24 protein-coding genes and 1 pseudogene are annotated in these 25,557 nt (G+C 69.3%); 15 read left to right on the top strand and 10 right to left on the bottom strand.

Annotated features, from left to right (window positions below; translation table 11 throughout):
• The first annotated feature begins 3 nt into the window (after positions 1-3).
• The 5 genes from CBM2588_RS24470 to CBM2588_RS24450 all read left to right on the top strand — a co-directional run bounded on the left by CBM2588_RS24470 (position 4) and on the right by CBM2588_RS24450 (position 4,950).
• Positions 4-834 carry an ABC transporter permease gene (locus tag CBM2588_RS24470; protein WP_115682895.1) on the top strand — a complete coding sequence of 277 codons (831 nt, stop codon included), beginning with the start codon at positions 4-6 and terminating at the stop codon, positions 832-834.
• Positions 831-1,631 (top strand): quinoprotein dehydrogenase-associated SoxYZ-like carrier, encoded by an 801-nt coding sequence (locus CBM2588_RS24465; protein WP_115682894.1) that lies wholly within the window; start codon positions 831-833, stop codon positions 1,629-1,631. Before CBM2588_RS24470 ends, CBM2588_RS24465 begins: the two co-directional genes overlap by 4 nt.
• On the top strand, positions 1,628-2,572 hold the full coding sequence (locus CBM2588_RS24460; protein ID WP_115682893.1) for a quinoprotein relay system zinc metallohydrolase 1: 945 nt from the start codon (positions 1,628-1,630) through the stop codon (positions 2,570-2,572). Before CBM2588_RS24465 ends, CBM2588_RS24460 begins: the two co-directional genes overlap by 4 nt.
• A gap of 195 nt (positions 2,573-2,767) precedes the next feature.
• Positions 2,768-4,531, top strand: a complete 1,764-nt coding sequence (locus CBM2588_RS24455) for a PQQ-dependent methanol/ethanol family dehydrogenase (RefSeq protein WP_115682892.1) — start codon at positions 2,768-2,770, stop codon at positions 4,529-4,531.
• 95 nt (positions 4,532-4,626) lie between these two features.
• Positions 4,627-4,950, top strand: a complete 324-nt coding sequence (locus CBM2588_RS24450; RefSeq protein WP_115682891.1) for a c-type cytochrome — start codon at positions 4,627-4,629, stop codon at positions 4,948-4,950.
• Between the two features lie 621 nt (positions 4,951-5,571).
• Here CBM2588_RS24450 and pqqE read toward each other — a convergent pair.
• From pqqE to pqqA, 5 genes are all read right to left on the bottom strand, one after another.
• Positions 5,572-6,735: a pyrroloquinoline quinone biosynthesis protein PqqE gene (pqqE, locus tag CBM2588_RS24445; protein WP_115682889.1), complete on the bottom strand. Its 1,164-nt coding sequence runs from the start codon at positions 6,733-6,735 to the stop codon at positions 5,572-5,574.
• A complete protein-coding gene (gene pqqD, locus CBM2588_RS24440; protein WP_115682888.1) occupies positions 6,707-6,979 on the bottom strand; it encodes a pyrroloquinoline quinone biosynthesis peptide chaperone PqqD in 273 nt (90 codons plus the stop codon). The genes pqqE and pqqD overlap by 29 nt, the downstream gene beginning before the upstream one ends.
• Entirely contained in the window at positions 6,976-7,668 is a 693-nt protein-coding gene (pqqC, locus tag CBM2588_RS24435) for a pyrroloquinoline-quinone synthase PqqC (RefSeq protein WP_115682887.1), read from the bottom strand. The genes pqqD and pqqC overlap by 4 nt, the downstream gene beginning before the upstream one ends.
• Entirely contained in the window at positions 7,665-8,582 is a 918-nt protein-coding gene (gene pqqB / locus CBM2588_RS24430; protein ID WP_115682886.1) for a pyrroloquinoline quinone biosynthesis protein PqqB, read from the bottom strand. Before pqqB ends, pqqC begins: the two co-directional genes overlap by 4 nt.
• A 95-nt stretch (positions 8,583-8,677) precedes the next feature.
• On the bottom strand, positions 8,678-8,752 hold the full coding sequence (gene pqqA, locus CBM2588_RS24425; RefSeq protein WP_012355514.1) for a pyrroloquinoline quinone precursor peptide PqqA: 75 nt from the start codon (positions 8,750-8,752) through the stop codon (positions 8,678-8,680).
• Positions 8,753-8,836: 84 nt separating this feature from the next.
• Between pqqA and CBM2588_RS24420 the strand changes: the two genes are divergently transcribed.
• Together CBM2588_RS24420 and CBM2588_RS24415 are read left to right on the top strand one after the other, a co-directional pair.
• Positions 8,837-9,772: an alpha/beta fold hydrolase gene (locus CBM2588_RS24420; protein ID WP_115682885.1), complete on the top strand. Its 936-nt coding sequence runs from the start codon at positions 8,837-8,839 to the stop codon at positions 9,770-9,772.
• The gene (locus tag CBM2588_RS24415) at positions 9,772-10,731 is read left to right on the top strand and encodes an MBL fold metallo-hydrolase (protein ID WP_172583658.1); all 960 of its coding nucleotides are present in this window, start codon (positions 9,772-9,774) and stop codon (positions 10,729-10,731) included. The genes CBM2588_RS24420 and CBM2588_RS24415 overlap by 1 nt, the downstream gene beginning before the upstream one ends.
• Positions 10,732-10,758: 27 nt before the next feature.
• Here CBM2588_RS24415 and CBM2588_RS24410 read toward each other — a convergent pair whose 3' ends face one another.
• On the bottom strand, positions 10,759-12,768 hold the full coding sequence (locus CBM2588_RS24410) for a sigma-54-dependent Fis family transcriptional regulator (RefSeq protein WP_115682884.1): 2,010 nt from the start codon (positions 12,766-12,768) through the stop codon (positions 10,759-10,761).
• 253 nt (positions 12,769-13,021) lie between these two features.
• Between CBM2588_RS24410 and pedF the strand changes: the two genes are divergently transcribed.
• From pedF to CBM2588_RS24395, 3 genes are all read left to right on the top strand, one after another.
• Positions 13,022-13,501 (top strand): cytochrome c-550 PedF, encoded by a 480-nt coding sequence (pedF, locus tag CBM2588_RS24405; RefSeq protein ID WP_025581905.1) that lies wholly within the window; start codon positions 13,022-13,024, stop codon positions 13,499-13,501.
• Positions 13,502-13,555: 54 nt separating this feature from the next.
• Positions 13,556-14,464 carry a substrate-binding periplasmic protein gene (locus CBM2588_RS24400; protein ID WP_115682883.1) on the top strand — a complete coding sequence of 303 codons (909 nt, stop codon included), beginning with the start codon at positions 13,556-13,558 and terminating at the stop codon, positions 14,462-14,464.
• 218 nt (positions 14,465-14,682) lie between these two features.
• A complete protein-coding gene (locus CBM2588_RS24395; protein WP_115682882.1) occupies positions 14,683-15,714 on the top strand; it encodes a YihY/virulence factor BrkB family protein in 1,032 nt (343 codons plus the stop codon).
• On the opposite strand, the gene CBM2588_RS24390 is transcribed toward CBM2588_RS24395, so the two are convergent.
• Entirely contained in the window at positions 15,633-16,505 is an 873-nt protein-coding gene (locus CBM2588_RS24390; RefSeq protein ID WP_115682881.1) for a LysR substrate-binding domain-containing protein, read from the bottom strand. The two genes, CBM2588_RS24395 and CBM2588_RS24390, sit on opposite strands and share 82 nt — an antisense overlap.
• 244 nt (positions 16,506-16,749) lie before the next feature.
• On the opposite strand from CBM2588_RS24390, the gene psrA reads away from it, so the two are divergent.
• The 4 genes and pseudogenes from psrA to CBM2588_RS24370 form a co-directional block, all read left to right on the top strand.
• Entirely contained in the window at positions 16,750-17,841 is a 1,092-nt protein-coding gene (psrA, locus tag CBM2588_RS24385; RefSeq protein WP_115682880.1) for an iron-containing alcohol dehydrogenase PsrA, read from the top strand.
• A 74-nt stretch (positions 17,842-17,915) separates the two neighbouring features.
• Positions 17,916-19,244 carry an MFS transporter gene (locus tag CBM2588_RS24380; protein ID WP_115682879.1) on the top strand — a complete coding sequence of 443 codons (1,329 nt, stop codon included), beginning with the start codon at positions 17,916-17,918 and terminating at the stop codon, positions 19,242-19,244.
• 93 nt (positions 19,245-19,337) lie between these two features.
• Entirely contained in the window at positions 19,338-20,783 is a 1,446-nt protein-coding gene (gene phnY, locus CBM2588_RS24375) for a phosphonoacetaldehyde dehydrogenase (protein ID WP_115682878.1), read from the top strand.
• Positions 20,783-21,031 (top strand): annotated as a pseudogene (locus CBM2588_RS24370) (acetate--CoA ligase); the annotation flags it as partial. The gene phnY and the pseudogene CBM2588_RS24370, both read left to right, overlap by 1 nt.
• A gap of 4 nt (positions 21,032-21,035) precedes the next feature.
• Here the strand turns inward: CBM2588_RS24370 and CBM2588_RS24365 are convergent.
• Positions 21,036-22,727: a Na/Pi cotransporter family protein gene (locus tag CBM2588_RS24365; RefSeq protein WP_115682877.1), complete on the bottom strand. Its 1,692-nt coding sequence runs from the start codon at positions 22,725-22,727 to the stop codon at positions 21,036-21,038.
• 84 nt (positions 22,728-22,811) lie between these two features.
• Positions 22,812-24,032 (bottom strand): phosphonoacetate hydrolase, encoded by a 1,221-nt coding sequence (gene phnA, locus CBM2588_RS24360; protein ID WP_115682876.1) that lies wholly within the window; start codon positions 24,030-24,032, stop codon positions 22,812-22,814.
• Between the two features lie 112 nt (positions 24,033-24,144).
• On the opposite strand from phnA, the gene CBM2588_RS24355 reads away from it, so the two are divergent.
• Positions 24,145-25,041, top strand: coding sequence for a LysR substrate-binding domain-containing protein (locus CBM2588_RS24355; protein WP_115682875.1), 897 nt, complete (start codon positions 24,145-24,147; stop codon positions 25,039-25,041).
• A gap of 88 nt (positions 25,042-25,129) precedes the next feature.
• Here CBM2588_RS24355 and CBM2588_RS24350 read toward each other — a convergent pair whose 3' ends face one another.
• Positions 25,130-25,522 (bottom strand): hypothetical protein, encoded by a 393-nt coding sequence (locus CBM2588_RS24350; RefSeq protein WP_115682874.1) that lies wholly within the window; start codon positions 25,520-25,522, stop codon positions 25,130-25,132.
• Positions 25,523-25,557: the final 35 nt, after the last annotated feature.

Here is a 25,557-nt window from a genome sequence, read left to right as displayed (position 1 = left end):
CCCATGACCATGCCCGCCACCCTGCCACCGTCGATGCGCCATCGCTGGCGCGCACTGCGCGCGGTCTGCGGCCGCGAACTGCGCAAATACCTGCGCCAGCCCGGACGGCTGCTGTCGTCGCTGGTGCGGCCGCTGCTGTGGCTGCTGGTGTTCGCCGCAGGCTTCCAGAATGCGCTGGGGGTCGCGATCGCGCCGCCGTACGACAGCTACATCGAATACCAGGTCTATGTCGCACCCGGGCTGCTGGGCATGATCGCGCTGTTCAACGGCATGCAGTCGTCGCTGGCGATGGTGTACGACCGCGAGATGGGCGTGATGCGGCTGCTGCTGACCGCGCCCCTGCCGCGCGGCTGGCTGCTGGGCTGCAAGCTGGCGGCGGGCACGCTGCTGTCGTTGCTGCAGATGGCGGCGTTCCTGCTGGTGGCCGCGGCGTTCGGCATCCGCTTCGCGCCGCTGCACCTGCTGGCCGGCCTGGGCGCGATGACGCTGGCGGCGCTGATGCTGGGCGCGCTCGGCCTGCTGCTGTCGGTCCATGTGCGCCAGCTGGAGAATTTTGCCGGCACCATGAACTTCGTCATCTTCCCGATGTTCTTCATCAGCTCGGCGCTGTATCCGCTGTGGCGCCTGCAGGAGTCGGGCGCCGAGGCGGTGTACCAGCTGGCGCGGCTGAACCCGTTCACGCATGCGGTCGAGGCGATCCGCTTTGCGCTGTACGGGCAGCTGGCGCCGCACAGCCTGGCCATCGTCGCGGCCAGCGCGGTGGCGTTTTTCGCGCTGGCGCTGCGCGGCTACGACCCGCAGCGCGGCATGGCGCGTCGCGGGCAACCGGCATGACCGGCCACCGGCAGGGCCTGGCGTTGCTGGCGCTGGCATGGCTGGCGCTGGCCGTCCCGAGGGTGTCCGCGGCACCGGGCACCGGTGCCGGCATCGTGCACAGCGATCCAATGCAGTCGCCGCAATGGGCCTGGATCCACAAGGAGCTGCTGCAGCAGGGCCCGGTAGTGTTCGACAGCCGCGTGCGCGTGACAGGGCCCGCCTTCGCCGAAGACCCGATGCGCGTGCCGATTGCCTTCGACGCGTCGGCGCTGGGCGAGGTCGAGCGCATCGTGGTGGCGGTGGACCGCAACCCGATCCGCCCGGTGCTGGCGTTCGAGCCGCTGCGGGTGCGGCCGTCGCTGTCGTTCCGCTTCAAGCTGGAGCAGGCCTCGCCGGTGCGGGTGGCGGCGCGCACGCGCGACGGCACCTGGCATGTCGGCAGCGCGTGGGTCGACGCCGGCGGCGGTGGCTGCACCGTGCCGGGCGCGACCCGCCGCGACGGCAGCTGGAGCCGCACCCTCAATCGGGTCGAGGCGCGCGTGTTCCCGCCCTTGGGCGACGCCGGCGCGCGCGTGCGGCTGCGCGTGATGCACCCGATGGACACCGGCCTGGTCGCCGGCATCCCGGCGTTCCATCTCGAGACGCTGGTGCTGGCCGACGCGGCGCGGCAGCCGCTGTTGCGGCTGACCCTGCACGAGCCCGTGGCGGAGAACCCGATCTTCTCGTTCGACCTGCGCGAGGCGGTGGTGCCCGGCATGACCGTGTCCGGCCACGACAACAACGGCAACCGCATCGCGGCGCGGGTGTCGCCATGAAGCGCGTATTGCCGTCGCTGCTGCTGTGGCTGGCCACTGCTGCGGTCCTCGCGGCGCCCGCGCAGCCACCTGACTACCGCCTGGCGCCGCGCGAGATCGCCGCCGGCGTGTGGCTGCTGGAAGGCGCCAATGCCGACTTCGCCCCGGCCAATGGCTGCAACATCATCAATACCGCGTTCATCGATACCGGCGACGGCGTGGTGGTGATCAACACCGGCCCCTCGCGCGAGTACGGCGAGCAGCAGCGCCGCGCCATCGCCGCGCTGACCGGCGCGCCAGTACGGCTGGTGCTGAACCTGAACCTGCATCCCGACTACTTCTTCGGCAACCAGGCCTATGCCGACGTGGGCGGCAGCGCGCTGCCCGCCACCATCGACGGCGCGCGCCGCGAGGGCGCGGCCTATGCCGACAACCTCTACCGCCTGTGCGGCGACTGGATGCGCGGCACCGAGCCCGCGCCGCCGCTGCACGCGCTGGAGGCCGGCACACGGACGATCGGGCGCCGCACGCTGGAACTGATCCGCCTGGAAGGCCATACCGACGCAGACCTGGTGCTGCTGGACCGCGCCGCCGGCATCGTCTTCGCCGGCGGGCTGGTGTTCCGCGAGCGCATCCCCACCACGCCGCACGCGCATATCGGGCGCTGGCTCGACAGCCTGGCGCGGCTGCAGGCGCTGATGGAGCAGAGCGGGGCGCGCCTGCTGGTGCCCAGCCACGGGCCCGCGCTGGGCGGCACGGAAGCCATCGCGCAGACGCGTGCCTACCTGCAATGGCTCGACGCGCGCCTGCGCGAGGCCGCGGCGCAGGGACGCGACCTGGCCGAGGTCATGGCCCTGCCGGTGCCCGAGCCCTTCGCGCGCTGGGGCGCGCTGCCGGCCGAGTACCTGCGCAACGTGATCCATCTCTACCCGGCGCACGAGGAAGCCGCGCTGGGCCAGTGACGGGACCGACGATGCCTGTTCAATTCTGGCGCAGCTGCAACGCAGTGTTGCACGCTGGCGCGGGCAGCAGCCTTGCGGCGGGCTTGCAGGGCGCGTGATCGGGCCCCGCCCCACTGGCATGGGATTTGCCATTTGCGTGCTGGTGTGTGGCGCAGTGGCGCACCAGCGAAATCGAAAACAAGAGAGGAGATGGCAATGAGGACCTTACGAGTAGGGCTGGCAATTGCGACAACCGCGGCGGCAATCGCGGCCGCTGCGGCGAGCGTTGCCGCGCAGGCGGCGGTAAGCGACGCCATGATCGAGAACGATGCGAAGTCCCCCGGCGACGTGCTGTCGTGGGGCATGGGCCCGCAGGGGCAGCGCTATTCGACGCTGGCGCGCATCAATACCAAGAACGTGGGCCGGCTGGTGCCGGCGTGGTCGTTCTCGTTCGGCGGCGAGAAGCAGCGCGGGCAGGAGTCGCAGCCGCTGATCCACGACGGCAAGATGTTTGTCACCGCGTCGTATTCGCGCATCTATGCGCTCGACGTGAAGACCGGGCGCAAGCTGTGGAAGTACGAGCACCGCCTGCCCGAAGGCATCATGCCGTGCTGCGACGTGGTCAACCGGGGCGCGGCGCTGTACGACAACCTGGTGATCTTCGGCACGCTCGACGCGCAGCTGGTGGCGCTGGACCAGAACAGCGGCAAGGTGGTTTGGAAAGAGAAGCTGGAAGACTACGCCGCCGGCTATTCGTACACGGCCGCGCCGCTGGTGGCCAAGGGCCTGGTGCTGACCGGCATCTCGGGCGGCGAATTCGGCGTGGTCGGCCGCGTCGAGGCGCGCGATGCCAAGACCGGGCAGCTGGTGTGGTCGCGGCCGGTGGTCGAAGGCCACATGGGCTACAAGTACGACAAGGACGGCAACAAGACCGAGATCGGCATGACCGGCACCCAGAACGCCAGCTGGCCCGGCGAGACCTGGAAGACCGGCGGCGCGGCCACGTGGCTGGGCGGCACCTATGACCCGGCCACCGGCCTGGCCTACTTTGGCACCGGCAACCCGGGCCCGTGGAACAGCCATATCCGCAAGGGCGACAACCTCTACTCTGCCTCGACCGTGGCGCTCGATCCCGCCACCGGCAAGATCGTCTGGCACTACCAGAACACGCCCAACGACGGCTGGGATTTCGACGGCGTGAACGAGTTCGTCACCTTCGACCTGGACGGCAAGCGCATGGGCGGCAAGGCCGACCGCAACGGCTTCTTCTACGTCAACGATGCCACCAGCGGCAAGCTGGTCAATGCCTTCCCGTTCGTGAACAAGATCACCTGGGCCAGCGGCATCGACCTGAAGAGCGGCCGCCCCAACTACGTCGCCGAGGGCCGTCCCGGCGACCCGGCCGCCGCCAACGGCGAGAAGAAGGGCAAGTCGGTGTTCGCGGCACCGGGCTTCCTGGGCGGCAAGAACCAGCAGCCGATGGCCTACAGCCCGCAGACCGGCCTGTTCTACGTGCCCGCCAACGAGTGGGGCATGGACATCTGGAACGAGCCCATCAGCTACAAGAAGGGTGCTGCGTTCCTGGGCGCGGGCTTCACCATCCAGCCGCTCAACGAGGACTACATCGGCTCGCTGCGCGCGATCAACCCCAAGACCGGCAAGATCGTCTGGGAGGTCAAGAACGGCGCGCCGCTGTGGGGCGGCGCCATGACCACCGCGGGCGGGCTGGTGTTCTGGGGCACGCCCGAAGGCTACCTGAAGGCCGCCGACGCCAAGACCGGCAAGGAGCTCTGGCAGTTCCAGACCGGCAGCGGCGTGGTCGCGCCGCCGGTCACGTGGGAAGAGAACGGCGAGCAGTTCGTCGCCGTGGTCTCCGGCTGGGGCGGCGCGGTGCCGCTGTGGGGCGGCGAGGTGGCCAAGCGCGTGAACTTCCTGGAGCAGGGCGGCTCGGTGTGGGTGTTCAAGCTGCACAAGAGCTGAGGGAATCAACGGTGATTCAGCCCCGCGTACATGGCATCGCAGCGGCGCTGCATGGCGTGCGCGGGGCACCGTCGCCACGGTATCGGGATACAGGTATGAAGAAAGAATGGATGGCGCTGGCTGCGGTTGGCGCGATGTTGCCGGGCGCGGCGCTGGCCGCCACGGCGGCGGAGATGCAGGCGCTGGCGGACAAGAGCGGCTGCTTTTCCTGCCATGGCATGCAGTCGAAGGTGGTGGGGCCGGGGTTTGCCGAGGTGGCGGCGCGGTACAAGGGCGACAGCCAGGCGGCCGCTTCGCTGGCGAAGAAGATTCGCGAGGGCGGCAAGGGGGCGTGGGGCAGGATCCCCATGCCGCCGCATGGAAGTCTGGGAGAGGATGATGCGAAGAAGCTGGCGGAGTGGGTGCTTGGGGTCGGCTGAGGGGGGGCGGGGCGTGGGCGGCGGACGCTGCGTCGGACGCGGCCCCGTTGCGGGCGTCGGCGGCCGGCGCAAGACCCGCTTGCGGCGGCGCCGGCGCGGGCGTTGATTCAGCGCTTGCCCCCATCCGTCGGTTCTTGGTTTGTCGTGCTTGGCGGGCGTGGCTGTTTCGCCGGCGCAGCCGGCGACCTACTTCTTGGCCGAGCGCCAAGAAGTAGGCAAGAAACGCGTCGCCTGTGCGGCTGGCAATCAATTCCGCGGCGTTGGTGGTTCGGGCGGTGGTGATTTCCGTTTGGCGTGGGTGCCCGTTCGAACCTGCTAACGCTATGTGAGTCAGGGACAACGCCTCCGATCACCCACTTTTGAACGATCCCAACAGGGTGTAGGCCACCTGCTGCGGACGCTATTGGTGGGACGCCTTCGGCTGCGCTGCGCGCGCTCCCAATCTCAGGTCTTGTGCACTGGCACGGAGTGCGTCGCTGCGCTCGCACGCGCTATCGCGGGCGAGCCCAAAGGATTTTCGCCTCCCGCTGGTTTGCTCCCCTCTCCCGCTTGCGGGAGAGGGGCGGGGGAGAGGGCCGGAGCATCCACGAAGTCAATCGCATCCGTCCGCGCTGCCCAACCTCATCCCCGCGAACTCCGCGATGAACCCAGTCTCAACGAGTTTCCATCACTCCGAAACACCAGCGGATATTCGTTCGTCCGCGCCGCCGCTAGCCGACCCTCCAGCACGATCTCGCGCAGCCGCCCATGCCCGGGCGCCTTGGCGCAGGCGGGGTCGGTCGCGGCGGCATCGCCGGTGACCAGGAAGGCCTGGCAGCGGCAGCCGCCCAGGTCTGCCTCGCTGTGCTCGCAGGACCGGCACGGCTGCGGCATCCATTGCGTGCCGCGAAAGCGGCGGAAGGCGTCGCTGTGGTGCCAGATGTCGTGAAGGGTTTCCGTCCGGACGTCGGGCAGCTCCAGGTCCGGCAGCATGCGGGCCGCGTGGCACGGCAGCGCGGTGCCGTCCGGTGCCACGCCCAGGAAGGTGGTGCCCCAGCCGTTCATGCATTTCTTCGGCCGTTCCTCGAAATAGTCCGGCACCACGAACAGGATCTGGCATTGCCGGCCGATGCGCGCGCGGTACTGCCGCACCACGGCCTCGGCTTCGCGCAGTTGTTCGCGGGTCGGCATCAGCGCCTGCCGGTTCTCCCAGGCCCAGCCGTAGTACTGCGTATTGGCCAGCTCCAGGTACTCGGCGCCCAGCTGCAAGGCCAGCTCGATGATGGTGCCGACATGCGGCAGGTTATGCCGGTGCAGCACGCAGTTCATCACCATCGGATAGCCGTGCGCCTTGATCAGCCTGGCCACGCGCTGCTTAAGCTCGAACGTGCGCGTGCTCGACAGGAAATCATTGAGCTCGCGGGTGGAGTCCTGGAACGACAGCTGGATATGGTCCAGGCCCGCCTCGCGCAGCGCCGCCAGCCGGGCATCGGTCAGGCCCACGCCGGAGGTGATCAGGTTGGTGTAGAAGCCCAGGCCGCGCGCATGGCGCACCAGCGTCTCCAGGTCCTTGCGCAGCAGCGGCTCGCCGCCGGACAGGCCCAACTGCACCGCGCCCAGCGCGCGCGCCTGGGTGAACACGTCGCACCACTGCGCGGTATCCAGTTCCTGCGCATGGCGGGCATAGTCGACCGGATTGGAGCAGAACGCGCAGTGCAGCGGGCAGCGGTAGGTCAGCTCCGCCAGCAGCCACAGCGGCGGGCCGGGCGGCGCGGGCTCAGACCAGCCAGCCGCGTTCGGTGGCATGTTTGACAAAGGCGTGGACCTCCGGCGCGATGCCCTGCACGCCAAAGGCGGCCTGCAGGTCGTCGATCAGCATGTCGAGCGTATGGTTGCCGTCGCAGCGTTGCAGGATCGCGGCGGCGCTGTCGTTGAGCGTGACCATCCCTTCCGGATATAGCAGCACCCAGCTTTGCTGCGAGTCCTCCCACTGCAGGCGGAAGGTGCGGTGCAGGGTCGGGGTGGCGAGGTCTTGCGAGCCGGCGGTCATGGCTGGGCCTGCTGGATGGCATCGAGCATCGACCACAGCACGTCGAGCTTGAATTGCAGGATATCGAGGGCGCGCTGCTGTTGCGCCGCGCTGCGGAAGTAGTCCAGCGTCACGCGCAGGCCGTGGTCGACGTCGCGCTGCGCCAGCGGGATGCGCGAGCGGAAATAATCCAGGCCGCCAGCCTCGATCCACGGATAGTGCGTGGGCCAGCCGGCCAGCCGCTCCTGGTGGATCTTCGGCGCGAACATCTCGGTCAGCGATGAGCACACCGCTTCCTGCCACGGCGCGCGGCGCGCGAAGTTGACATAGGCGTCGACGGCGAAGCGCACCCCGGGCAGCACCTGCCGGTGATCCAGCAGCGCGTCGCGTTCCAGGCCGACGGCCTGGCCCAGCCGCAGCCAGGCCTCGATGCCGCCGGGCTGGTCGTCGGTGCCGTCATGGTCGAGGATGCGCACCACCCACTCGCGGCGCGTGGCGCGGTCGGGGCAGTTCGACAGGATCGCGGCGTCCTTCAGCGGGATGCTGGCCTGGTAGTAGAAGCGGTTGGCCACCCACGCGCGGATCTGCGCGGGCGTGCATTGGCCCGCCGCCATGCGCTGGTTGAACGGGTGGTGGATGTGATAGCCGCTTTCGCGGGCGCGCAGGCGCGCCTCGAACTCGGCCGGGCTCCATGCAACGGTGGCTGTCATAGCGCGATTTCCATGCCGTCGTAGGCCAGTTCGATGCCGTGCCGGGCCAGCTCGGCACGCTCGGGCGAGTCTTCCGCCAGCACCGGATTGGTGTTGTTGATGTGGATAAGGATCTTGCGGCGGGCGGGCAGGCGGTCCAGCACCTCGATCATCCCGCCCGGCCCGGACAGCGCCAGGTGGCCCATGTCGGCGGCGCTGCGCGTGGAGAAGCCCAGCGCCTGCATTTCGTCGTCGCGCCAGAAGGTGCCGTCGACCAGCACCACGTCGGCGCGGCGCAGCTGCGCGAACACGTGGTCGTCGACCTGGCCCAGCCCGGGCGCATAGAACGCGCTGCGGCCGCTGCGGCGGTCTTCGATGCGCAGGCCGATGTTGTCGCCTGGCTGCGGCGCGTGGCGCCTGGGCGAGTAGGGCGGGGCCTTGCTTTGCAGCGGGACCGCGGTCAGCGCCACGCCATCCAGCGGCGGCACCGAGAACGCCGTGCCGTCGCAGGGCAGCGCGTGGCACTGCAGCCCGCAGTAGTGCGACAGGACGCGCGTCAGCGGGAACGCCCCGGCCAGGTCTTCGAGCACGCTGGCGGTGGCGTAGAGCGGCAGCGCGCGGCGGTGTTCGCGCAGCATCAGCAGGCCGGTGACGTGGTCGATCTGCGCGTCCATCAGCAGCACCGCGGCAATCGCGGTGTCGCGCCCGGCGCGGCCGGGTTGCAGCGCGGGGGTCTGGCGCAGCTGCTGCAGGATGTCGGGCGAGGCATTGACCAGGATCGCATCCGCCCCGTCGCCGCACAGCGCGATCGACGATTGCGTGCGCGGGGTGGCGCGCACGGTGCCGCGGCGCACGCCGTCGCAGTTGCGGCAATTGCAGTTCCATTGCGGGAAGCCGCCGCCGGCGGCCGATCCCAGTACCCGGATGGTTGTCATGGCGCGAGCGCTCGAGGGTGGATCACAGCTGCCCCGCGCACAGGCGCCATGCCGGCAACCACCGGCGGCGCCCGCCCGCGGAACGTCGCGGCCGGTCAGCGGTTGGCGATATACATGGTGATTTCAAAGCCGAGCCGCAGCTCGGTGTAGGCGGGCGTGGTCCAGGTCATGTCGGTCTCCTTGGTTGGCATGGTTAGTGATTAGCGTCGCGGCATGGCAGCGTGTCTGCCGCAATGCCCGGAAAGGCAACAACCATGCCCGACGCAACCCTGGACCACACCGTCTTCCACCTGCGCACGCCCGACGCGCAGCGCCTGCACGTGCGGCTGGGAGGCCCGCCGCACGGCGAGCCCTGGCTGGTCCTGCACGGCGGGCCGGGCAGCGGCTGTACCCCGTCGATGGCGGCGTGGTTCGACCCGCAACGGCACCGCGTGGTGATGCCTGACCAGCGCGGCGCCGGCCGCTCGACCCCGGCCGGCGGGGTGCGGCGCAACAACGTCGGCGCCCTGCTGGCGGACCTGGAGCAGCTGCGCGCGGCCCTTGGCATCGCGCGCTGGGGCGTGGTGGGCGGATCGTGGGGCGCGGCGCTGGCGCTTGCCTATGCCGCGCGCTATCCGCATGCGGTCGCCGCGCTGGTGTTGCGCGGCGCGTTCCTGACCGGGCGCGACGACGTGCTGGGCCTGTTTGCGCCGCGCCCCGGCGCCGGCCTGCTGCGCCGCGCCGCGCCGGCGGGCGAGCGGCTGCCCGAGGCGCGCGCGCGGCTGCTGACAGTGTCTCGACTGTTGCAAAGTGGGACGACTGTTCAAAAACGGGACACCGCGGCCGCGTGGCGCCGGCTCGAGCTGGACCGGCTCGGCCTGCGGGGCATTGCGCGGGAACGTGCGCAGTGCGCGCGCCAGCGGCTCGCCACGGTACGCAAGTACCGCATCCAGGCGCACTACCTGCGCCACCGCGCCGGGCTGGGCAAGCCCGCGTTGCTGCGCGCGGCGCGCGACATCGCCGCGCACGGCCTGCCGGTGACGCTGCTGCATGGCCGTGCCGACGCGGTGTGCCGGCCCGCCAATGCCCTGCGGCTGCGGCAAGCCATGCCGGACGCGCGGCTGGCATGGGTCGACGCCGGGCACCTGGCCGACGGCGCCATGCGCGCTGCGCTCGCGGACGCGATCCGTGCCAGCGCCTGGCAGCGCTGATGGCCACGCGTCGTGCCTTTCTCGGAACCTCGCTGGCGCTGGCGCTCGACGCGTGGCAGCCGGCCGCGGCGGCCGGCACGCGGGTCGTGCTGGACCCCCTGCAGCCCGGCGTCTACGTCGCCCGGGCCGCCAATGCCGAAGCCATGCGCGCCAACGCGGGCGCGGTGGTGCCCAGCCTGGTCCATGTCACGCACACGGGGGTGCTGGTGGTCGATCCCGGGCCGCATGCAGCGTGGGGCAGGGCGCTGCTCGGCGCGATCCGCGCGCTGACGCGGCAGCCGGTGCGCTGGGTGGTCAACAGCCACGCCCATCCCGAGAACGTGCTGGCCAATGCCGCCTTTGCCGGGCTGCGGCCGCGGCCGCAGTTCCTGGCTTCGGCGGCCACCGCCGCGTTGATGCGGCAACGATGCTCGGACTGCCTGGCCCGGCTGGGCGCGCAGCTCGGGCACGCTGCCATGCGCGGCACCGCGATCGTGTTGCCGGAGCCGGTGCTGCAGCACGGCGCCTGGCTGCAGACCGGCGATACCGCGTGGCAGGTGCAGGTGCATGCGCCGGCCCACAGCGCATCCGATACCGTGCTGTACGCGCCGCAGCTGCGGCTGCTGTGCGCGGGAGGGCTGGGGTACCGCGAACGTGTGCCGGAGATGCAGGAGGCGTCGCTGCAAGGCTGGCGCCAGGCGCTGCGCCAGCTGATCGCGCTGCCGGCGGACACCGTCGTCGCCACCGCAACCGGCACGCCCGCGCAGACGCTGGCGCCGACGCTGGCCTATCTCGATGCGCTGGCGCAGGGCATTGGCGCCGCGCTGGCCGCGGGCCGCGATGCATCGCAAGCGGCCGATGCCGTGGTGGCGGCGCCGTTCCGCCACTGGCGCCATTTCCCGACCCGCCACCCGCTGAACCTGCAGCGCGCCTGGCGCCAGCTGGAAGACGCGTGGATGCAGGGCGAGGCGCCGGCCTGACCCTGCGGCCTGGCGCGCGGGCGCGAGTCAGCCGCCCTGCTGCGGCAGCCCGCGCGCCTCCTCCATCTTGCGGTAGACCGTGTTGCGCGAGATCCCCAGCGCCTTGGCCGCCGCCGAGATATTGCCGTTGTGGGCCTTGACCGTGGCCACGATCGCCATCGCCTCGACCTCGGCCAGCCGCGTGGGCTGCATGCCGTGCGCCATCGCCACGGCCGGCGCGGCCGCGGGCACTGATGGCTGCGCCTCGCGCAGGTCGTCGAGGAAGTCGTCCGGCAGGTGCTCCTCGGTGATCTCGGCTTCGCCCTCGGCCATCAGCCGCGCGGTGCGCAGCAGGTTGCACAGCTGGCGGATATTGCCCGGCCAGTGGTAGCGGCGGAACAGCGCCATCACCGCGTCGCTGATGCGGGGCACGTTGTCATCCGCACCGGCCGTCCCGGCGGCGGCGCCGTGGTCCTGGCGCAGCAGCTTGCCGGCGACCACGTCGAGGTCGCTGCGCTCGCGCAGCGCTGGCAGCCGCACCACCAGCCCGTTGAGGCGGTAGTACAGGTCTTCGCGGAACTGGCCGCTGGCGACCAGGTCGCGCAGGTTGCGGTTGGTGGCGCACACCACCGAGACGTCGATGTGGATGACCTTGCTGCTGCCCAGAGGCGATACCGCGCGCTCCTGCAGCGCGCGCAGCAGGCGGCCCTGCAGGTGCAGCGGCATGTCGCCGATCTCGTCGAGAAACAGCGTGCCGCCGTTGGCCAGCAGCATCTTGCCGATGCCGCCCTTCTTGCGCGCGCCGGTGAAGGCGCCTTCCTCGTAGCCGAACAGCTCCGACTCGATCAGGTTTTCCGGAATCGAGGCGCAGTTGACGGCGATGAAGGGCCCGGTGCGGCGCCCGCTGTCGGCGTGGATGGCGCGCGCCAGCAACTCCTTGCCGGTGCCGGTTTCGCCCAGCACCATCACCGGGATGTCCTTGCCGATGACCTTGCGCAGCTTGCCGATCACGGTGCGGATCTGCGCGTCGCCGGTGTCCAGCTCATCCAGCCCTGGCGAGGGCGCGGGGCCCGCCGCCAGGCTGCGCGGCATGCCGCTGGCGCCGCTCGCGCCCGCGTGGCGCGCCTCGGTGCCGCCGGGCAGCGCCGCGGCCGGGCTTTTCCATTCCACGCGCGCGCTGACCTTGACGCCGCTGGGCAGGTGCAGCTGGACCATGCCCGCATGGGCCGCGCGCGCCGCGTCGAACAGCTGCGACATCGACAGCCCGAACAGCGACGAGAAGGTATGCGCCTGCAGCGCGCCGTTGGACAGGCCCAGCTGGAACTGCCCGCTGCGGTTGGCCGACAGGAAGCGCCCGCCGGGCGTGAACGAGACGATGCCCTCCACCAGCGTGCCGAGGAACTCGGCGCGCGAATGGAAGCGGATGCACACCATGTCGCGGAAGGCGTTGCCGAACAGCTGGTTCTCGATCATCTGCGCCGACATCCGCACCAGCGCCATGGTGTGCTTGTGGAAGCCGCGCTGGTCGCCGGTCACGTCCAGCGCCCCCACGGTCTTGCCGTAAGGGTCCAGGATCGGCATGCACGAGCAGGTCAGGAACTGGTTGGCCTCCAGGTAATGGTCGGCGCCGTGGACCAGCGTGGCGCGGTTCTCGGCCAGCGCCGTGCCGATGGCGTTGGTGCCGCGGCGCGCCTCCGACCACTCCGAGCCCGGGCGCAGCGAGATCTTGTCGGCGCGGGCAAGGAAGTCGTCGTCGCCCATGGCGTGCAGGATCAGGCCGTCGGCGTCGGTCAGCACGATCATGCTCTGGGTGTCGACGATCTGGTCGTGCAGCGTCTCCATCACCGGCAGGGCATAGGTGAACAGCGACTGGCTGCGTTCGATGCGGGTTTTCAGCTCGCTTTGCAGCACCGGGCAGAAATCGGGCGACTCATAGGGTCGCAGGCCGTAGGATTCCGAGCGCTGGTGGGCCTGGGCGATCAGCTCGGCTCGCTCGTGCTGCCCGGCATCACCGGGGGCGTCCGCGCGCGGACGGGCCGGATCCGTCTGGATGGTCATGTCTCGGTCTCCTTGTGGAAAATCCGCCCGCGATCTTTGCGCGGGTCGCCGCCGGCCGCGCCAGGCGCGGGCTCGACAGTGTTGCGTGGTGAAGCAAAACACTTGCCAGGGTGTGGCATTCCGGGACACCGCTGCGCTGCCCCGGGGGATCTTGCCCGGCAAACGCGGCATTTTCGCCTGGCCTCGGTGTTGGTATGGCTCTTGCGGAAATAGGGCAAACAAAGCCAGCCCCATCACTGTAGGAGACAAATCCATGAAAACGCAGCGCCGCCTGCTCGCCTTGCTCTCACTTTGCGCGTCCCTGACCGCTTTTTCCGCCGGCCCGGTGCTGGCTCACGGCGATGTCACGCCCCAGGCCGTCGATACCAAAGCGTTACCACAGCTGGGCGACGAATGGCGTCCGGACAATCCCTACCGCAGCGGCGATGCGCACAAAGAGGCGCTGCGCATCGGCTCGTCGGCGTACAACCAGAACTGCGCGCGCTGCCACGGGCTGGAAGCCGTGTCGGGCGGCATTGCCCCCGACCTGCGCAAGCTGGACGGCGACTGCGTCGCGCTGGCCGACGCCAAAAAGAAGCAGGCCTGCCAGAGCGAGATTTCGCAGTTCTACGCCACCACCGTGCGCAAGGGCCGCACCCGCGACGGCCGCGTCTACATGCCGCCGTTCGACGGCGTGCTGAGCCAGGAGGCGGTCTGGGCCATCAAGACCTACCTGGAATCGCGCCACGAGTAAGCGGCGCGTCAGTGCGATCCATGCCGGTCCCTTCGCCCTAACAGGAGATATGCCATGCCTGACAGCCCTGTCCGCGGCCCACTGCTTACCTTTTCCGTCGCGCCCGCGCCGCGGGTGCTTGCCCTGCGCTGGCTCGGCTGCCTGTTGCTGGCCGCCGCTGCCTTGCTCGGCGTGTCGCCGGCGCATGCCGACCTGGCCCGCATCCGCCAGGCCGGCACGCTGAAGGTGGCAGTGTACAAGGGCCTGCCGCCGTTCTCGGCGCTGGCCGGCAGCCAGTATGCCGGCATCGACGTGGCGCTGGCGCAGGCGCTGGGCAAGGCGCTGGGCCTGTCGGTGGCGCTGTTGCCGTTCGATGCCGACGAGAACATGGCCGACGACCTGCGCGCGATGGTCTGGCGCGGCCATTACCTGGGCTACGGCCCGGCCGACGTGATGCTGCACGTGCCGGTCGACCGCGCCTTCATGCGCGCCAACGACAAGGCGCTGATCGTCGCACCTTACTACCGCGAGACCTTCGTGCTGGTGCACGACCGCGAGCGGGTGCCGGACGTGCGCGGCCTGGAAGACCTTGCCGGCCAGCCCACCGGCGCGGCCGCGGGCTCGGCCGGGGCCAACGCGCTGTTGTCCGCCGGCGGCGGCGCGCTGCGTGACCGGGTCAGGATTTATCCCGAGGCCGGGCTGGCGCTGCACGCGCTGTTCTCGGGCGAGATCGCCGCGGCGCTGGTGACGCGCGCGCAGTATGAAAGCGCGCTCAAGGCGGGCGGCCACGCCGGTGGCCGCTATGCCGCGGCCGACATCAGCGCGCCGCTGCTGCCGCCGCGCGGCTGGGCCGTCGGCATGGCGGTCAAGGCGGGCGAGCGCGAGCTGGCCGAAGCGCTGCAGTCGGCGCTGGACAAGATCCGCGCCAACGGCGAGCTGGCGCGCATCTTCGGAGGCTACGGCGTGTCGATGCAGGCGCCGTGAAGCGGAGGTTGTAAAGAATGCACGCGATCCGGCACCGCGGGGTCGCCACGCTGGCGCGGGATTGAGGCACCCGCGGCGGTCCGGTGGGGCGCCGGTGGGACTCTGGCGGCGCCGCGGCGCCACGCCTGCCATCGCCGCAGCACATCGCCGCACCACATGGCAGCGGGCAGGAACGGGAATTGCGGGGGCAGGGCAGTATCGTGACTGGGGATCGAGCGATGCCTTCCATTTCGTCGGTTCTGCTGTCCTCGCCCCGCGCGCTCTACGGGCTGCTGCGGGATACCGTCAACGCCTGGGTGGAAGACTACGCCCCCAGCATGGGCGCGGCGCTGGCCTATTACACGGTGTTCTCGATCGCGCCGCTGCTGCTGATCGTGATCTCGGTGGCGGGCGTGGTGTTCGGCCACGAGGCCGCGCGCGGCGAAGTGGTGGCGCAGCTGCAGGGGCTGCTTGGCCCGGAGGGCGCCAAGACCGTCGAAGCCATGCTGCTGGCGGTTAGCAAGCCCGCGGCCAGCGCGCTGACCGCGGTGGTCGGCGTGGTGGTGCTGCTGATCGGCGCGACCACGGTGTTCGCCGAGCTGCAGTCCGCGCTCGACCGGATCTGGGAGGTACCCGAGCGGCGCAAGACCTCCGGCCTGTTTGCACTGCTGCGCGCGCGGCTGCTGTCGTTCGGCATGATCCTGGGCATCGGCTTCCTGCTGGTGGTGTCGCTGCTGCTGAGCGCGGGGATCTCCGCGCTCAACCGTTTGTGGGGGCCGCTGTTCGGGGCGGAGGAGCTGATCGCCCATGTGCTCGACACCGTGGTCAGCCTGGTGCTGATCACGGTGGTCTTTGCCATGATCTACAAGATCATGCCGCGCGCCAAGGTGCGCTGGCCCGACGTCTGGCTGGGCGCGGCGGTGACGGCGCTGCTGTTCACGCTGGGCAAGTTCCTGATCGGCCTGTATATCGGCAAGAGCGGCGTCGCCAACGGCTACGGTGCCGCCGGCTCGCTGGTGGTGCTGCTGCTGTGGGTGTATTACTCCGCGCAGATCTTCCTGCTGGGGGCCGAGTTCACCTGGCAGTACGCACGGCGCTACGGTTCGCGCCGCCATGAGGCCGCGGCCGAGCGCGAGCGCGAACTCGAACGCGAGCGCGAACTCGAACGCGAGCGCGCCAGGTCCCAGTCTCAGCCGCCGCCCAGCGCCACCGCGAACAGCGCCGAGATCAACGGGCGTTCCTTGCGCACCGCCAGGCAGCACAGGGAATAGTCGATCGACAGCAGCGGCTCGTCCACCGGCACCACCTGCAGCCCCGGCAAGGGGATGCATTCGATCTCGGTGACGAAGCTCAGTCCCATGCCGCTGGCCACTGCATGCAGGATGGCCTCGCGGCTGTTGATCTCCATCGCGCAGTGCAGCGCCACGCCATGCTGCGCGCAGGCGCGTTCGACACGGTCGCGCGTCTTCGAGCCCGGCTCGCGCTGGATCACGGGTTCGCCGGCGAGGTCCCGCAGCGTGACCGTGGTGCGCCCGGCCAGCGCATGGCCCGCCGGCATCACCGCGACAATGCGTTCCTTGCGATAGGGCACCACATGCAGCCCCGCCACCGGGTCAGGCTCGGCAAGGATGCCGGCGTCGATGTCGAAGTCCTGCAGGCCGCGCAGCACCGACGCCTCCGAGCCGATGGTGACGGTCAGCTCCAGCGCCGCATGCGCGCTGCGGAAGCTGCGCGCCAGCCCGAGCGCGATCGGTGGTGACACCGCGCCCACCCGCACCAGCCCGGTCTTGAGCTTGTGCGCGCTGTGCAGGAACTGCATGGCTTCCTCTTCCTGCCCGAACAGCCCCTGCGTGATCGCATAGAGCCGCTCGCCGGTGTCGGTCAGGCGCACGCTGCGCCCGCTGCGCAGGAACAGCTCCACGCCGAAGCGCGTCTCCAGGGCCTTGACCTGGTCGGTCACGGTGGGTTGCCCGATATGCAGGTATTGCGCCGCGGCGGTGAAGCCGCCGGTGCGCGCCACCGCGTGGAAGCAGCGGATCGACTTGTAGTACTGGTGGAACATGGATCGGATGGGGGCTGGCCGCCGCTTCGGCGGCGTGTCCGGCGAGTCTCCCACAGCCGCGCGCCGATGCGTACAGGGTTTCCCCGAGGCCGGCGCGGCGCCGCGGCGATCCATCGGTTTTGGCGCGCCCGGGCGTCAAAGATGCGATTGGACCGGGGGTTTGGCGTCTCCCACACTTCTGGCAACCAGGCGCGCGGTGCCGACCGCGGCCAACGCAACCCAGAACCAGAACCGAGGAGACCTCATGACCCATGCCTACCACAACCCCGTGTCGATCCATTGCGGGGCCGGCGCGCTCGACCAGTTGCCGGCCTTGCTCCACGGCCGGCGCGCCGTGGTCGTGACCTTCCCGGAGGCGCGCGCGCTGGGACTGCTGGCGCGGCTGGAAGCATTGCTGGGCGCAGACCTGGCCGGGATGATCGAAGACGTGCAGCCCAACCCGGACGTGGCGCATCTGTCCGGCCTGTACAACCGCTTCTGGGAACACGCCGACCGCTGCGACGCCATCGTCGCGGTCGGCGGCGGCAGCGCCATCGATACCGCCAAGGCGCTGATGGCCGGCACCCGCTCGGGCCGCTTCGACTCGCTGGTCAGCCTGCTGGCGAGCGGCAAGTCGTTCACGCCGGCGCAGGTCAAGCCGCTGATCGCGGTGCCGACCACCGCCGGCACCGGCAGCGAAGTCACGCCGTGGGCCACCATCTGGGACGCGGCGAACCAGAAGAAATACTCGCTGCACCTGCCGCAGACCTGGCCCGAGGCGGCCATCGTCGATGCGCAGCTGATGCTGTCGGTGCCGCGCGGCACCACCATTGCCACCGGCCTCGATGCGCTGTCGCATGCGCTGGAATCGATCTGGAACGTCAATGCCAACCCGGTCTCCGACACCTTTGCGGTGTCGGCGGTCGAGGACATCTTCGAGACCCTGCCGCAGCTGGCCCGGAACCTGGACGACCTGGCGCTGCGCGAACGCATGGCGCTGGCCGCACTCAAGGCCGGACTGGCGTTCTCCAACACCAAGACCGCGCTGGCGCATTCAATCTCTTACGAAATGACGCTGCGCCACGGCCTGCCGCACGGCATTGCCTGCTCGTTCACGTTGCCGCTGGTGCTGGAAAAGGCCTGGGCGCGCCGCCCCGACCGCGACCGCACGCTGCAGCGGCTGTTCGGCCCATCGCTGCCCGCCGCGCAGCAGCGCCTGCGTGGCTTCTTGCAAGGGCTGGGCGTGAAGACCGAGTTTGCCGACTACGGCGTCAGCGACGACGAGGCCGGCGCCATGATCGCGCGTGCGCTGGAGGGCGCCCGCGGCAAGAACTTTATCGGCGCCGTGCCTGCCTAGCCGTTCCCCCGGGCGGGTGTTTACCCGGCCACACGAGCCCGACAGACGGGCCGACAATATAAAAGGAGACAACCATGGAAACAGCCGACCGCATCCAGGTGGGAGCGTTCGTTGCCCCGGCCGAGCAATCGTTCCGGCGCGCGCAGTGGCGGATGCTGCTGGCCGCCATGTTCTGCTACTTCTTCTTCTACACCGGCCGGCAGACCTTCGGCTTTGCCATTCCCGGCATCCAGGAAGAGTTCGGCCTGTCCAAGGCGGCGCTGGGCTGGGCCTCGACCTGCCTGCTGTGGTGCTATGCCATCGGCCAGGCCATCAACGGCAACCTCGGCGACAAGTTCGGCGGGCGCCGCGTAATGACCGCCGGCGCAATCCTGTCGTGCGCGGCCAATTGGGCAGTCAGCTTCGCCGTCGGCTTCAAGAGCCTGGCGATTCCGTGGGGCATCAACGGCTATTTCCAGGCACTCGGCTGGGCGCCGGGCAGCCGCCTGCTGTCGAACTGGTGGGGCGCCGAGGAACGCGGCAAGGTCTATGGCTTCTACGTGTTCGCGGCCGGCTGCGCCTCGGTGCTGTCGTTCGTGACCTCGATCGTGGTGGTGAACATCCTGCACCTGGACTGGCGCTGGATCTTCCGCCTGCCAGTGCTGCTGATGCTGGTGGGCGGCATCACCTTCTACCTGATCGTGCGCGAGCGGCCGGAAGACCTGGGCTACAAGTCGCCCGATACCGGCGTGGCCAGGGGCGAGGATGACGACCCGCGCGCAACGGCACGCACAACGGCCCACACAGCGCCTGAAACCGATGCCGAGGAAAGCTCGTGGTCGCGCTACAAGGCGGTGCTGCGCAATCCGCGCCTGATCATCGCGGGGCTGTCGATCGGCTTCCAGAACGCGGCGCGCTACGGCCTGATCGTCTGGGTCCCGGTGCACTTCCTGGGCAAGAACTGGAAGACCGCGGAAACGCTGATCGACCCGGCCTGGATCTCGGTGGCGCTGCCGGTGGGCATGGCGTTCGGCGCGCTGTCCAACGGCTGGATCTCGGACCGGCTGTTCGGCTCCAGCCGCAGCAAGGCCATCATGCTCTACATGGTGCTGGGCGCGATCGCCTCGATGGTGATGTACCAGCTGCCGACGGGCATGGGCGCCATCGTCGCGCTGTTCCTGGCAGGGTTCTTCGTCTATGGCCCGGCCTCGTCGTTCTGGGCGCTGTGTCCGGACCTGGTCGGCGCAAAGCGCGCGGGCACGGCCACTGGCATCCTCAATTTCTTCTCCTACCTGCTGGCCGGGCTGGGCGAGCCGCTGATCGGCCGCATCCTGGACCACTCCGGCAATACCTCGCTGGTGTTTCCGATCGTGGCAGCCAGCTGCATCATCAGCGCCGTGATCGCGGCGTTCATCCGCCGCTAACGCTAGCCGGGCGGGGCCGGCACCGCGCCGGCCCGCCTGCGACGCCCGCATTGTCTTTCAACACACTGCTCAGAAACCCGCGAGGGTAAAACCATGACCGCATTGCATGCCATTCCCGATATCCGCCACGAGGCCCTTCGCATCGCCGGCGAAAAGATCTACCGCGAAGACGTGATCGAGGTGACCTACCCCTACACCGGCGAAGTCATCGCCACGGTGCCCAAGGCCACGCTCGACGACGTGCGCCGCGCCTACCGCATCGCGCGCGACTACCAGCCCACACTGACGCGCTACGAGCGCTACAAGATCCTGATGCGCGCGGGCGAGATCATCGCTTCGCGCCTGGACGAGATCTCGCGCACCATCACGCTGGAGTCGGGCCTGTGCCGCAAGGATTCACTGTACGAAGTCGGCCGCGCCTCGGACGTGCTGCTGTTCGCCGCCAACCAGGCGCTGGTCGACGACGGCCAGGTGTTCTCGTGCGACCTGACCCACCACGGCAAGAGCCGCAAGGTCTATACGCTGCGCGAGCCGTTGCTGGGCGTGATCACCGCGATCACGCCATTCAACCACCCGCTCAACCAGGTGATCCACAAGGTCGCGCCGGCAGTGGCCACCAACAACCGCATGGTGCTCAAGCCCAGCGAGAAAACGCCCCTTGCCGCGTACCTGCTGGCCGACATCCTGTATGAGGCAGGCCTGCCCCCGCCGATGCTGTCGATCATCACCGGCGACCCGCGCGAGATCGCCGACGAGATGCTGACGCACCCCGACGTCGACCTGGTGACCTTTACCGGCGGCGTGCCGATCGGCAAGTACATTGCCGCTACCGCCACCTACAAGCGCCAGGTGCTGGAGCTGGGCGGCAACGATCCCATCATCGTGATGGAAGACGCCGATCTGGAAGAGGCCGCGACGCTGGCGGCAAGCGGCTCGTACAAGAATTCCGGGCAGCGTTGCACCGCGATCAAGCGCATGCTGGTGCATGAGTCGGTGGCGGAGCGCTTTGTCGACCTGCTGGTGGCGAAGACCGAAGCACTCAACTACGGCGACCCGATGGACCCGAAGGTCGACATGGGCACCGTCATCGACGAAGCCGCGGCGATCCAGTTCGAGGCGGTGGTCAATGAAGCGATTGCCGCCGGGGCCACGCTGCGCTACGGCAATATCCGCCGCGGCGCGCTGTATTCGCCCACCGTGCTCGACCATGTGGATCCGGAGATGACGGTGGTGAAGCATGAAACCTTTGGGCCCGTGTCGCCGGTGATCCGTTTCAAGGATATTGATGATGCCATCCGGGTTTCCAACGGCACCGCCTACGGGCTGTCGTCATCGGTCTGCACCAACCGGCTCGACTACATCACGCGCTTCGTGCGCGAGCTGAAGGTCGGCAGCGTCAATGTGCGCGAAGTGCCGGGGTATCGGCTGGAGCTGACGCCGTTCGGTGGCATCAAGGATTCCGGCCTGGGCTACAAGGAGGGCGTGCTGGAGGCGATGAAGAGCTTCTGCAACACCAAGACCTACTCGCTGCCCTGGTAAGCAGCGCGCGCCTGGGCGCCACGCGTTCGGTGGTGTTCGGCGGCTTCTCTGCCAAGTCGCTGCAGGAGCGGCTGGTCGACGTGGGCGCGGTGGCGCTGATCACCGCCGACGAGCAGATGCGCGGCGGCAAGGCTCTGCCGCTGAAGGCCATCGCCGACGACGCGCTGGCGGGCGGCTGCGAGGCGGTACGGCATGTCATTGTCCACAAACGTACCGGTGCGGCGGTGGCCTGGACGCAGGGGCGCGACGGCGTCACGGATTAAGCAGGCGTTCCTGTGCGTCCGGCGCGCCGGGGTATTCGGCAGGCAGGAACGGAGGGTCCTCGGCGAGGGCACTGCGCTGGGCGCCGGGCATGCCTGCGGGCGCAGCGCACAGTAGCGAGTTCATCTGCGAAAGCTCGCGCAGGATATCCAGGTGCAAGGCACTGGTCTCCACGCTTGCCGTGCGCCGCTGCGCCACACGCGCAATGTGGCGCGCGGTGAAGCGCTCGGCACGGGCCTGGAATCCGGCGGCACAGTCGTGCAGCAAGGCCGGAGCGGTACGGTCGCCAGCGACGAACAGCGACAGCCGGGTACGCAGGTTGGCCACCAGCATGTCGCACAACGCAAGCAGTTCCGCGCTGCCCTCGTCCGAGAACCGGTAGTTGCGGCTCAGCTTGCGCTGGTCCAGGTCGGCCAGGATGCGCTCGACGATATCGCCGGCATATTCCAGGTTGATATTGACCAGCATGATTTCGTCCCAGCGCGCGGTATCGTCGTCGTCGAGGCTGTCGGTGTCGACGCCGGTCAGGTACATCTTGACGGACGAATAGAGGTCGTCGATACGGTCGTCCAGCGCGCGGCAGCGGGCGTTCATGGCGCGGTCGTTGCCCGCCACCGAGAGCTTCATGCCACCGAGCATTTCCTCGATCACGTCGCCGATGCGCACGACTTCGCGCGTGGCATTGCCCAGCGCGACGGACGGGTGCCGCAGGTCGCCCTGGCTCAGGTAGCGTGCGCCGCCGGGTGTTGCGTGGTCGTGCGCATCGGGCAGCCACCGGTTGCATAGCGACGCCACCGGCTTGACGAACCAGATCAGCGTTGCCGCCACGGCCAGGTTGAAGGCCATGTGAAAGTCGATGGCCATGGTCGCGGCGCTGCTGCCCAGGCGGGCCAGCAGCCACGGCATGGCGTCCAGCAACGGCAGGAATGCCAGTATCCCCACCACCCGGAACATCAGGTTGGCGAGCGATACCCGCCGTGCGGCCGGTGCAGCGCCGGAATTGGCAAGGCAGGCAATCAGGCCGCTGCCCAGGTTGGCGCCAAGCACCAGCGGCAAGGCGGTTGCCGGGCCGATGACCCCGCCCATGGCCAACGTTGCGGTCAGCAGTACCGCGGCCAGGCCGGAGTATGCGAGCAGGGCCAGCAGGGCGCCGATCACCAATGCCAGCAGGGCGTCGTTGCCAAGCGAGATGAAGATCGCGTGCACGATCTGAGCCTGCAGCAGCGGTGCGGCGTAGAGGCGGATCAGGTGCAAGGCCAGCGTGATCAGCCCCAGCCCCACCATGACTTCGCCAGCCTGTCCGCGCAGGCTGTCCTTGCCGGACAGGCGCAGGGCAATGCCGATGACCAGCAGCAGAGGCGAGAGCCAGGAGATGTCGACCGACAGCAAGCGCGCCATCACGCTGGTGCCGACGTCGGCACCCAGCACGATCGGCAGTGCCGCCGGCAACGACACCAGGCCTCCCGCCACAAAGCTGCTTGTCATCAAGGCCGTGGCGCTGCTGCTCTGGATCAGCGCGGTCACGCCCAGCCCGGCCAGGAAGCCGCGCGCCGGGCTGGCCGTGCCCGCGGCCAGCACCAGCCGCAAGCGCGGCCCCAATAGCTCCAGCATGCCGTGGCGCGTCACATGCGCGCCCCAGATCAGCAGTGCAACCCCGGACATCAGGGAAAGCAGGATTTGCATGGCGCCGCTCCCTGGTGGTGACCGTGTTGGCGGCCGTCACCCCTTGCTGATGAAGCGTGCCAGCCTTGCCGGCACGCACCCGCTTCAGTCGGCGTGGTTCAGCGCCAGCCGCAGGATGTCGAAGTTGCGCAGGCGCTGGCCGGCCGGCACGCTGACCTTGCGGTTGAACAGCAGCGGCACCTTCTGCTCGGACAAGCCGCCGTGCGAGCGCAGCGGTGCATCGAGGCCGCTCAGGTCATGGCGTGCCGGCGTGGTGCCGAGCACGGTCAGCCGTTCACTGACCACCACCAGGTCGCCGATGCGGTCGGGCGGCAGTTCGAAGCGCTCGCTGGCGGCGCGCTTGTCCAGCACCAGCTCGATGCCGGGCAGTGCGGCGATGGCCTCATGCACGGAGCGCTGGTCGGTGCCGGCGGGCAGGTACACGGTCGCGTAGGAACCGAGTGCGCCGTGGTGGGCGACATAGGGATCGGTGATCGGCAGCAGCACGCGGGTGGCATCGGTGCCGAAGCGCTGGTCCAGCACCTGCTGCAGGAACAGGATGTTGGCCTTGCCGAGCGAATCGGTCTTGGCGTTCATGCCATGGTCGGCGGTCACGCCGATGACCGCGCCTAGCGCATCCAGGCGCTGCAGGTAGCTGTCGATCATCGCGTAGAAGGCATTGGCCTGCGGCGTGCCCGGTGCATGCTTGTGCTGGACATAGTCCGTCGTGGACAGGTACATCAGGTCGGGCCGCACGGTTTCCAGCAAGGCCACGCCGGCGGCAAACACGAACTCGGAGAGGTCCGCGCTGTAGACCGACGGCAGCGGCATGCCGACCTTGCCCAGCACGTCGTCGATGCCGTTTTCTTCGATGGTGGCCTGGTCGGCCTTCTCCGCCGAGAAGCAGATGCCCTGCAGGCCGTGGCCCAGCAGTGCGCGCAGCTTGTCCTTGGCGGTGACCACCGCGACCTTTGCGCCGGCTTGTGCCGCGGCGGCCAGCACGGTGGGCGCGCGCAGGTAGCGGGCATCGTTCATCAGCACCTCGGCGCCGGCTTCGGTGTCGTAGAAGAAGTTGCCGCAGATGCCGTGCACCGATGGCGGCACGCCGGTCACGATCGACAGGTTGTTGGGGTTGGTGAAGGACGGCACCACGCAGTCGCCGGTCAGCACGGTGCCGCGTTTGGCCAGGCTGGCGAAAAAGGGCGTGGCGCCGGCCTGCACCGCGAGGTTGATGTATTCCTGTTCGCAGCCGTCGATGCAGACGATGACGGTGGGGCGGGCGGGCAACTGGTAGGCATGGCCGTTGGCCTGGATCTGGGTGCTCATGGGGTCTCTTGGTGCAGGTTTTGTGAAGAGGTTTACCTGAGACCGATGCTAAGTTAAGCGATAAACTCTCACAAACGAGTTTATTTGCCAGGTTCTGTCAGGAAATCTCACAATGCCGCACAAGCTGCCCCCGCTCAACGCCCTGCGCATCTTCGAGGTGGCCGCCCGCGCCGGCAGCTATTCGGCCGCCGCGCGCGAATTGCACCTGACCCACGGGGCGGTCAGCCGGCAGATCGAGATCCTGGAGCAATGGCTGGGGCAGCCGCTGTTTATCCGCCAGGGCCAGCGCATGGTGCCGACCGTCCACGCGCAGGCGTTCGCGCGCGAGATCAGCACGGCGTTCGACCAGATCGGCGCCGCGTCCGAGCGCTATGGCCGCATCGCCACGCGCAAGGTGGTGCGCGTGAATGCGCCGGCCACCTTTGCCATGCGCTGGCTGATCCCGCGGCTGGATGATTTCCGGCGCCTGCAGCCGGAGGTCGACGTGCGGGTCTCGACCGCCTTCAGCAATGAAGCGGGCTTCAACGGCACCTTCGACGTGGCGATACGGCGCACGCTGGAGCGCGGCGAGCAGTTCGAGTCGATGCCGGTGTTTGCCGAGTACCAGACCGTGATCGCCAGCCCGGCGTTGCTGCGGCAGTTGCCGTTGCAAGGGGTGGAAGACCTGGTGGAGGGCGTGTTCCTCTATACGGAAACGCGGCCGGGCAGCTGGGAGTCATGGCTGCAGCAGGCCGGGCATGCGTCGCTGCTGCCGGTGCGCACGCTGCGCTTCGACCATTTCTTTGTCACGCTGCAGGCGGTGGCGGACAGCCTGGGCTTTGCCATCGGCACCTTTCCCACGCTGGAGGCGGACCGCGCCGGCGGGCGCATCGCCACGCCGTTCGGCGCGATCCGCGCGCCGGGCAACACCTACCATGCGCTGGTGCCGCGCGATGCCGACAAGCCGCTGCACCTGCGCGCCTTCCTGGAATGGCTGCAGCAGCAGGGCGCGGCTGCCGGGGAAGGGTAAGGCGGGGCGCGCCCGCGTGTTACGTGTGTCGTGATGCAGGGATGCATGGCGCATGGCCCGCGCGCTGCGGGCCCACGCCGGCCGGCGCTCAGGCGCCGTCGAGGAAGGTGCTGCGCTGGCCCAGGCGACTGCCGAGGGCATCGGGCGCGAGGCTCATGCTGGCGGGATCCACTGCCGACATCGTGCCGCCTGCCAGCGACGCATCGGCGGGCGCCGGCGCCATGCCGGGCTGGACCGGGGGCATGGGGGCCTGCGCGTAGCTGCCACCGGCCGCCGGGGCAGCGGGGGCCATCTGGGCCATCGGAGCCGACGGGGCCGACGGGGCCGCAGGCATCGCCTGCACCGGTTGCGCGGATTGCGTCGGCTGGGTCATCGGCATCGGCTGGGCTGGCTGCAGCGGCTGGGCCTGCTGCGCGAACAGCGGATAGGACGCGATCATCGCGCCAGCCATGACCAGGGATTTCGCCAGATGTTGCTTCATTCGTGTACCTCCTAGAAACGCCTACAGGCAGGGAA

It is taken from the genome of Cupriavidus taiwanensis, from assembly GCF_900250075.1.
In the GTDB taxonomy this organism is placed as follows: Bacteria; Pseudomonadota; Gammaproteobacteria; order Burkholderiales; family Burkholderiaceae; genus Cupriavidus; species Cupriavidus taiwanensis_C.
Note: the sequence above shows the minus strand (reverse complement) of the source record. Positions and strands in the feature narration are given on the sequence as shown.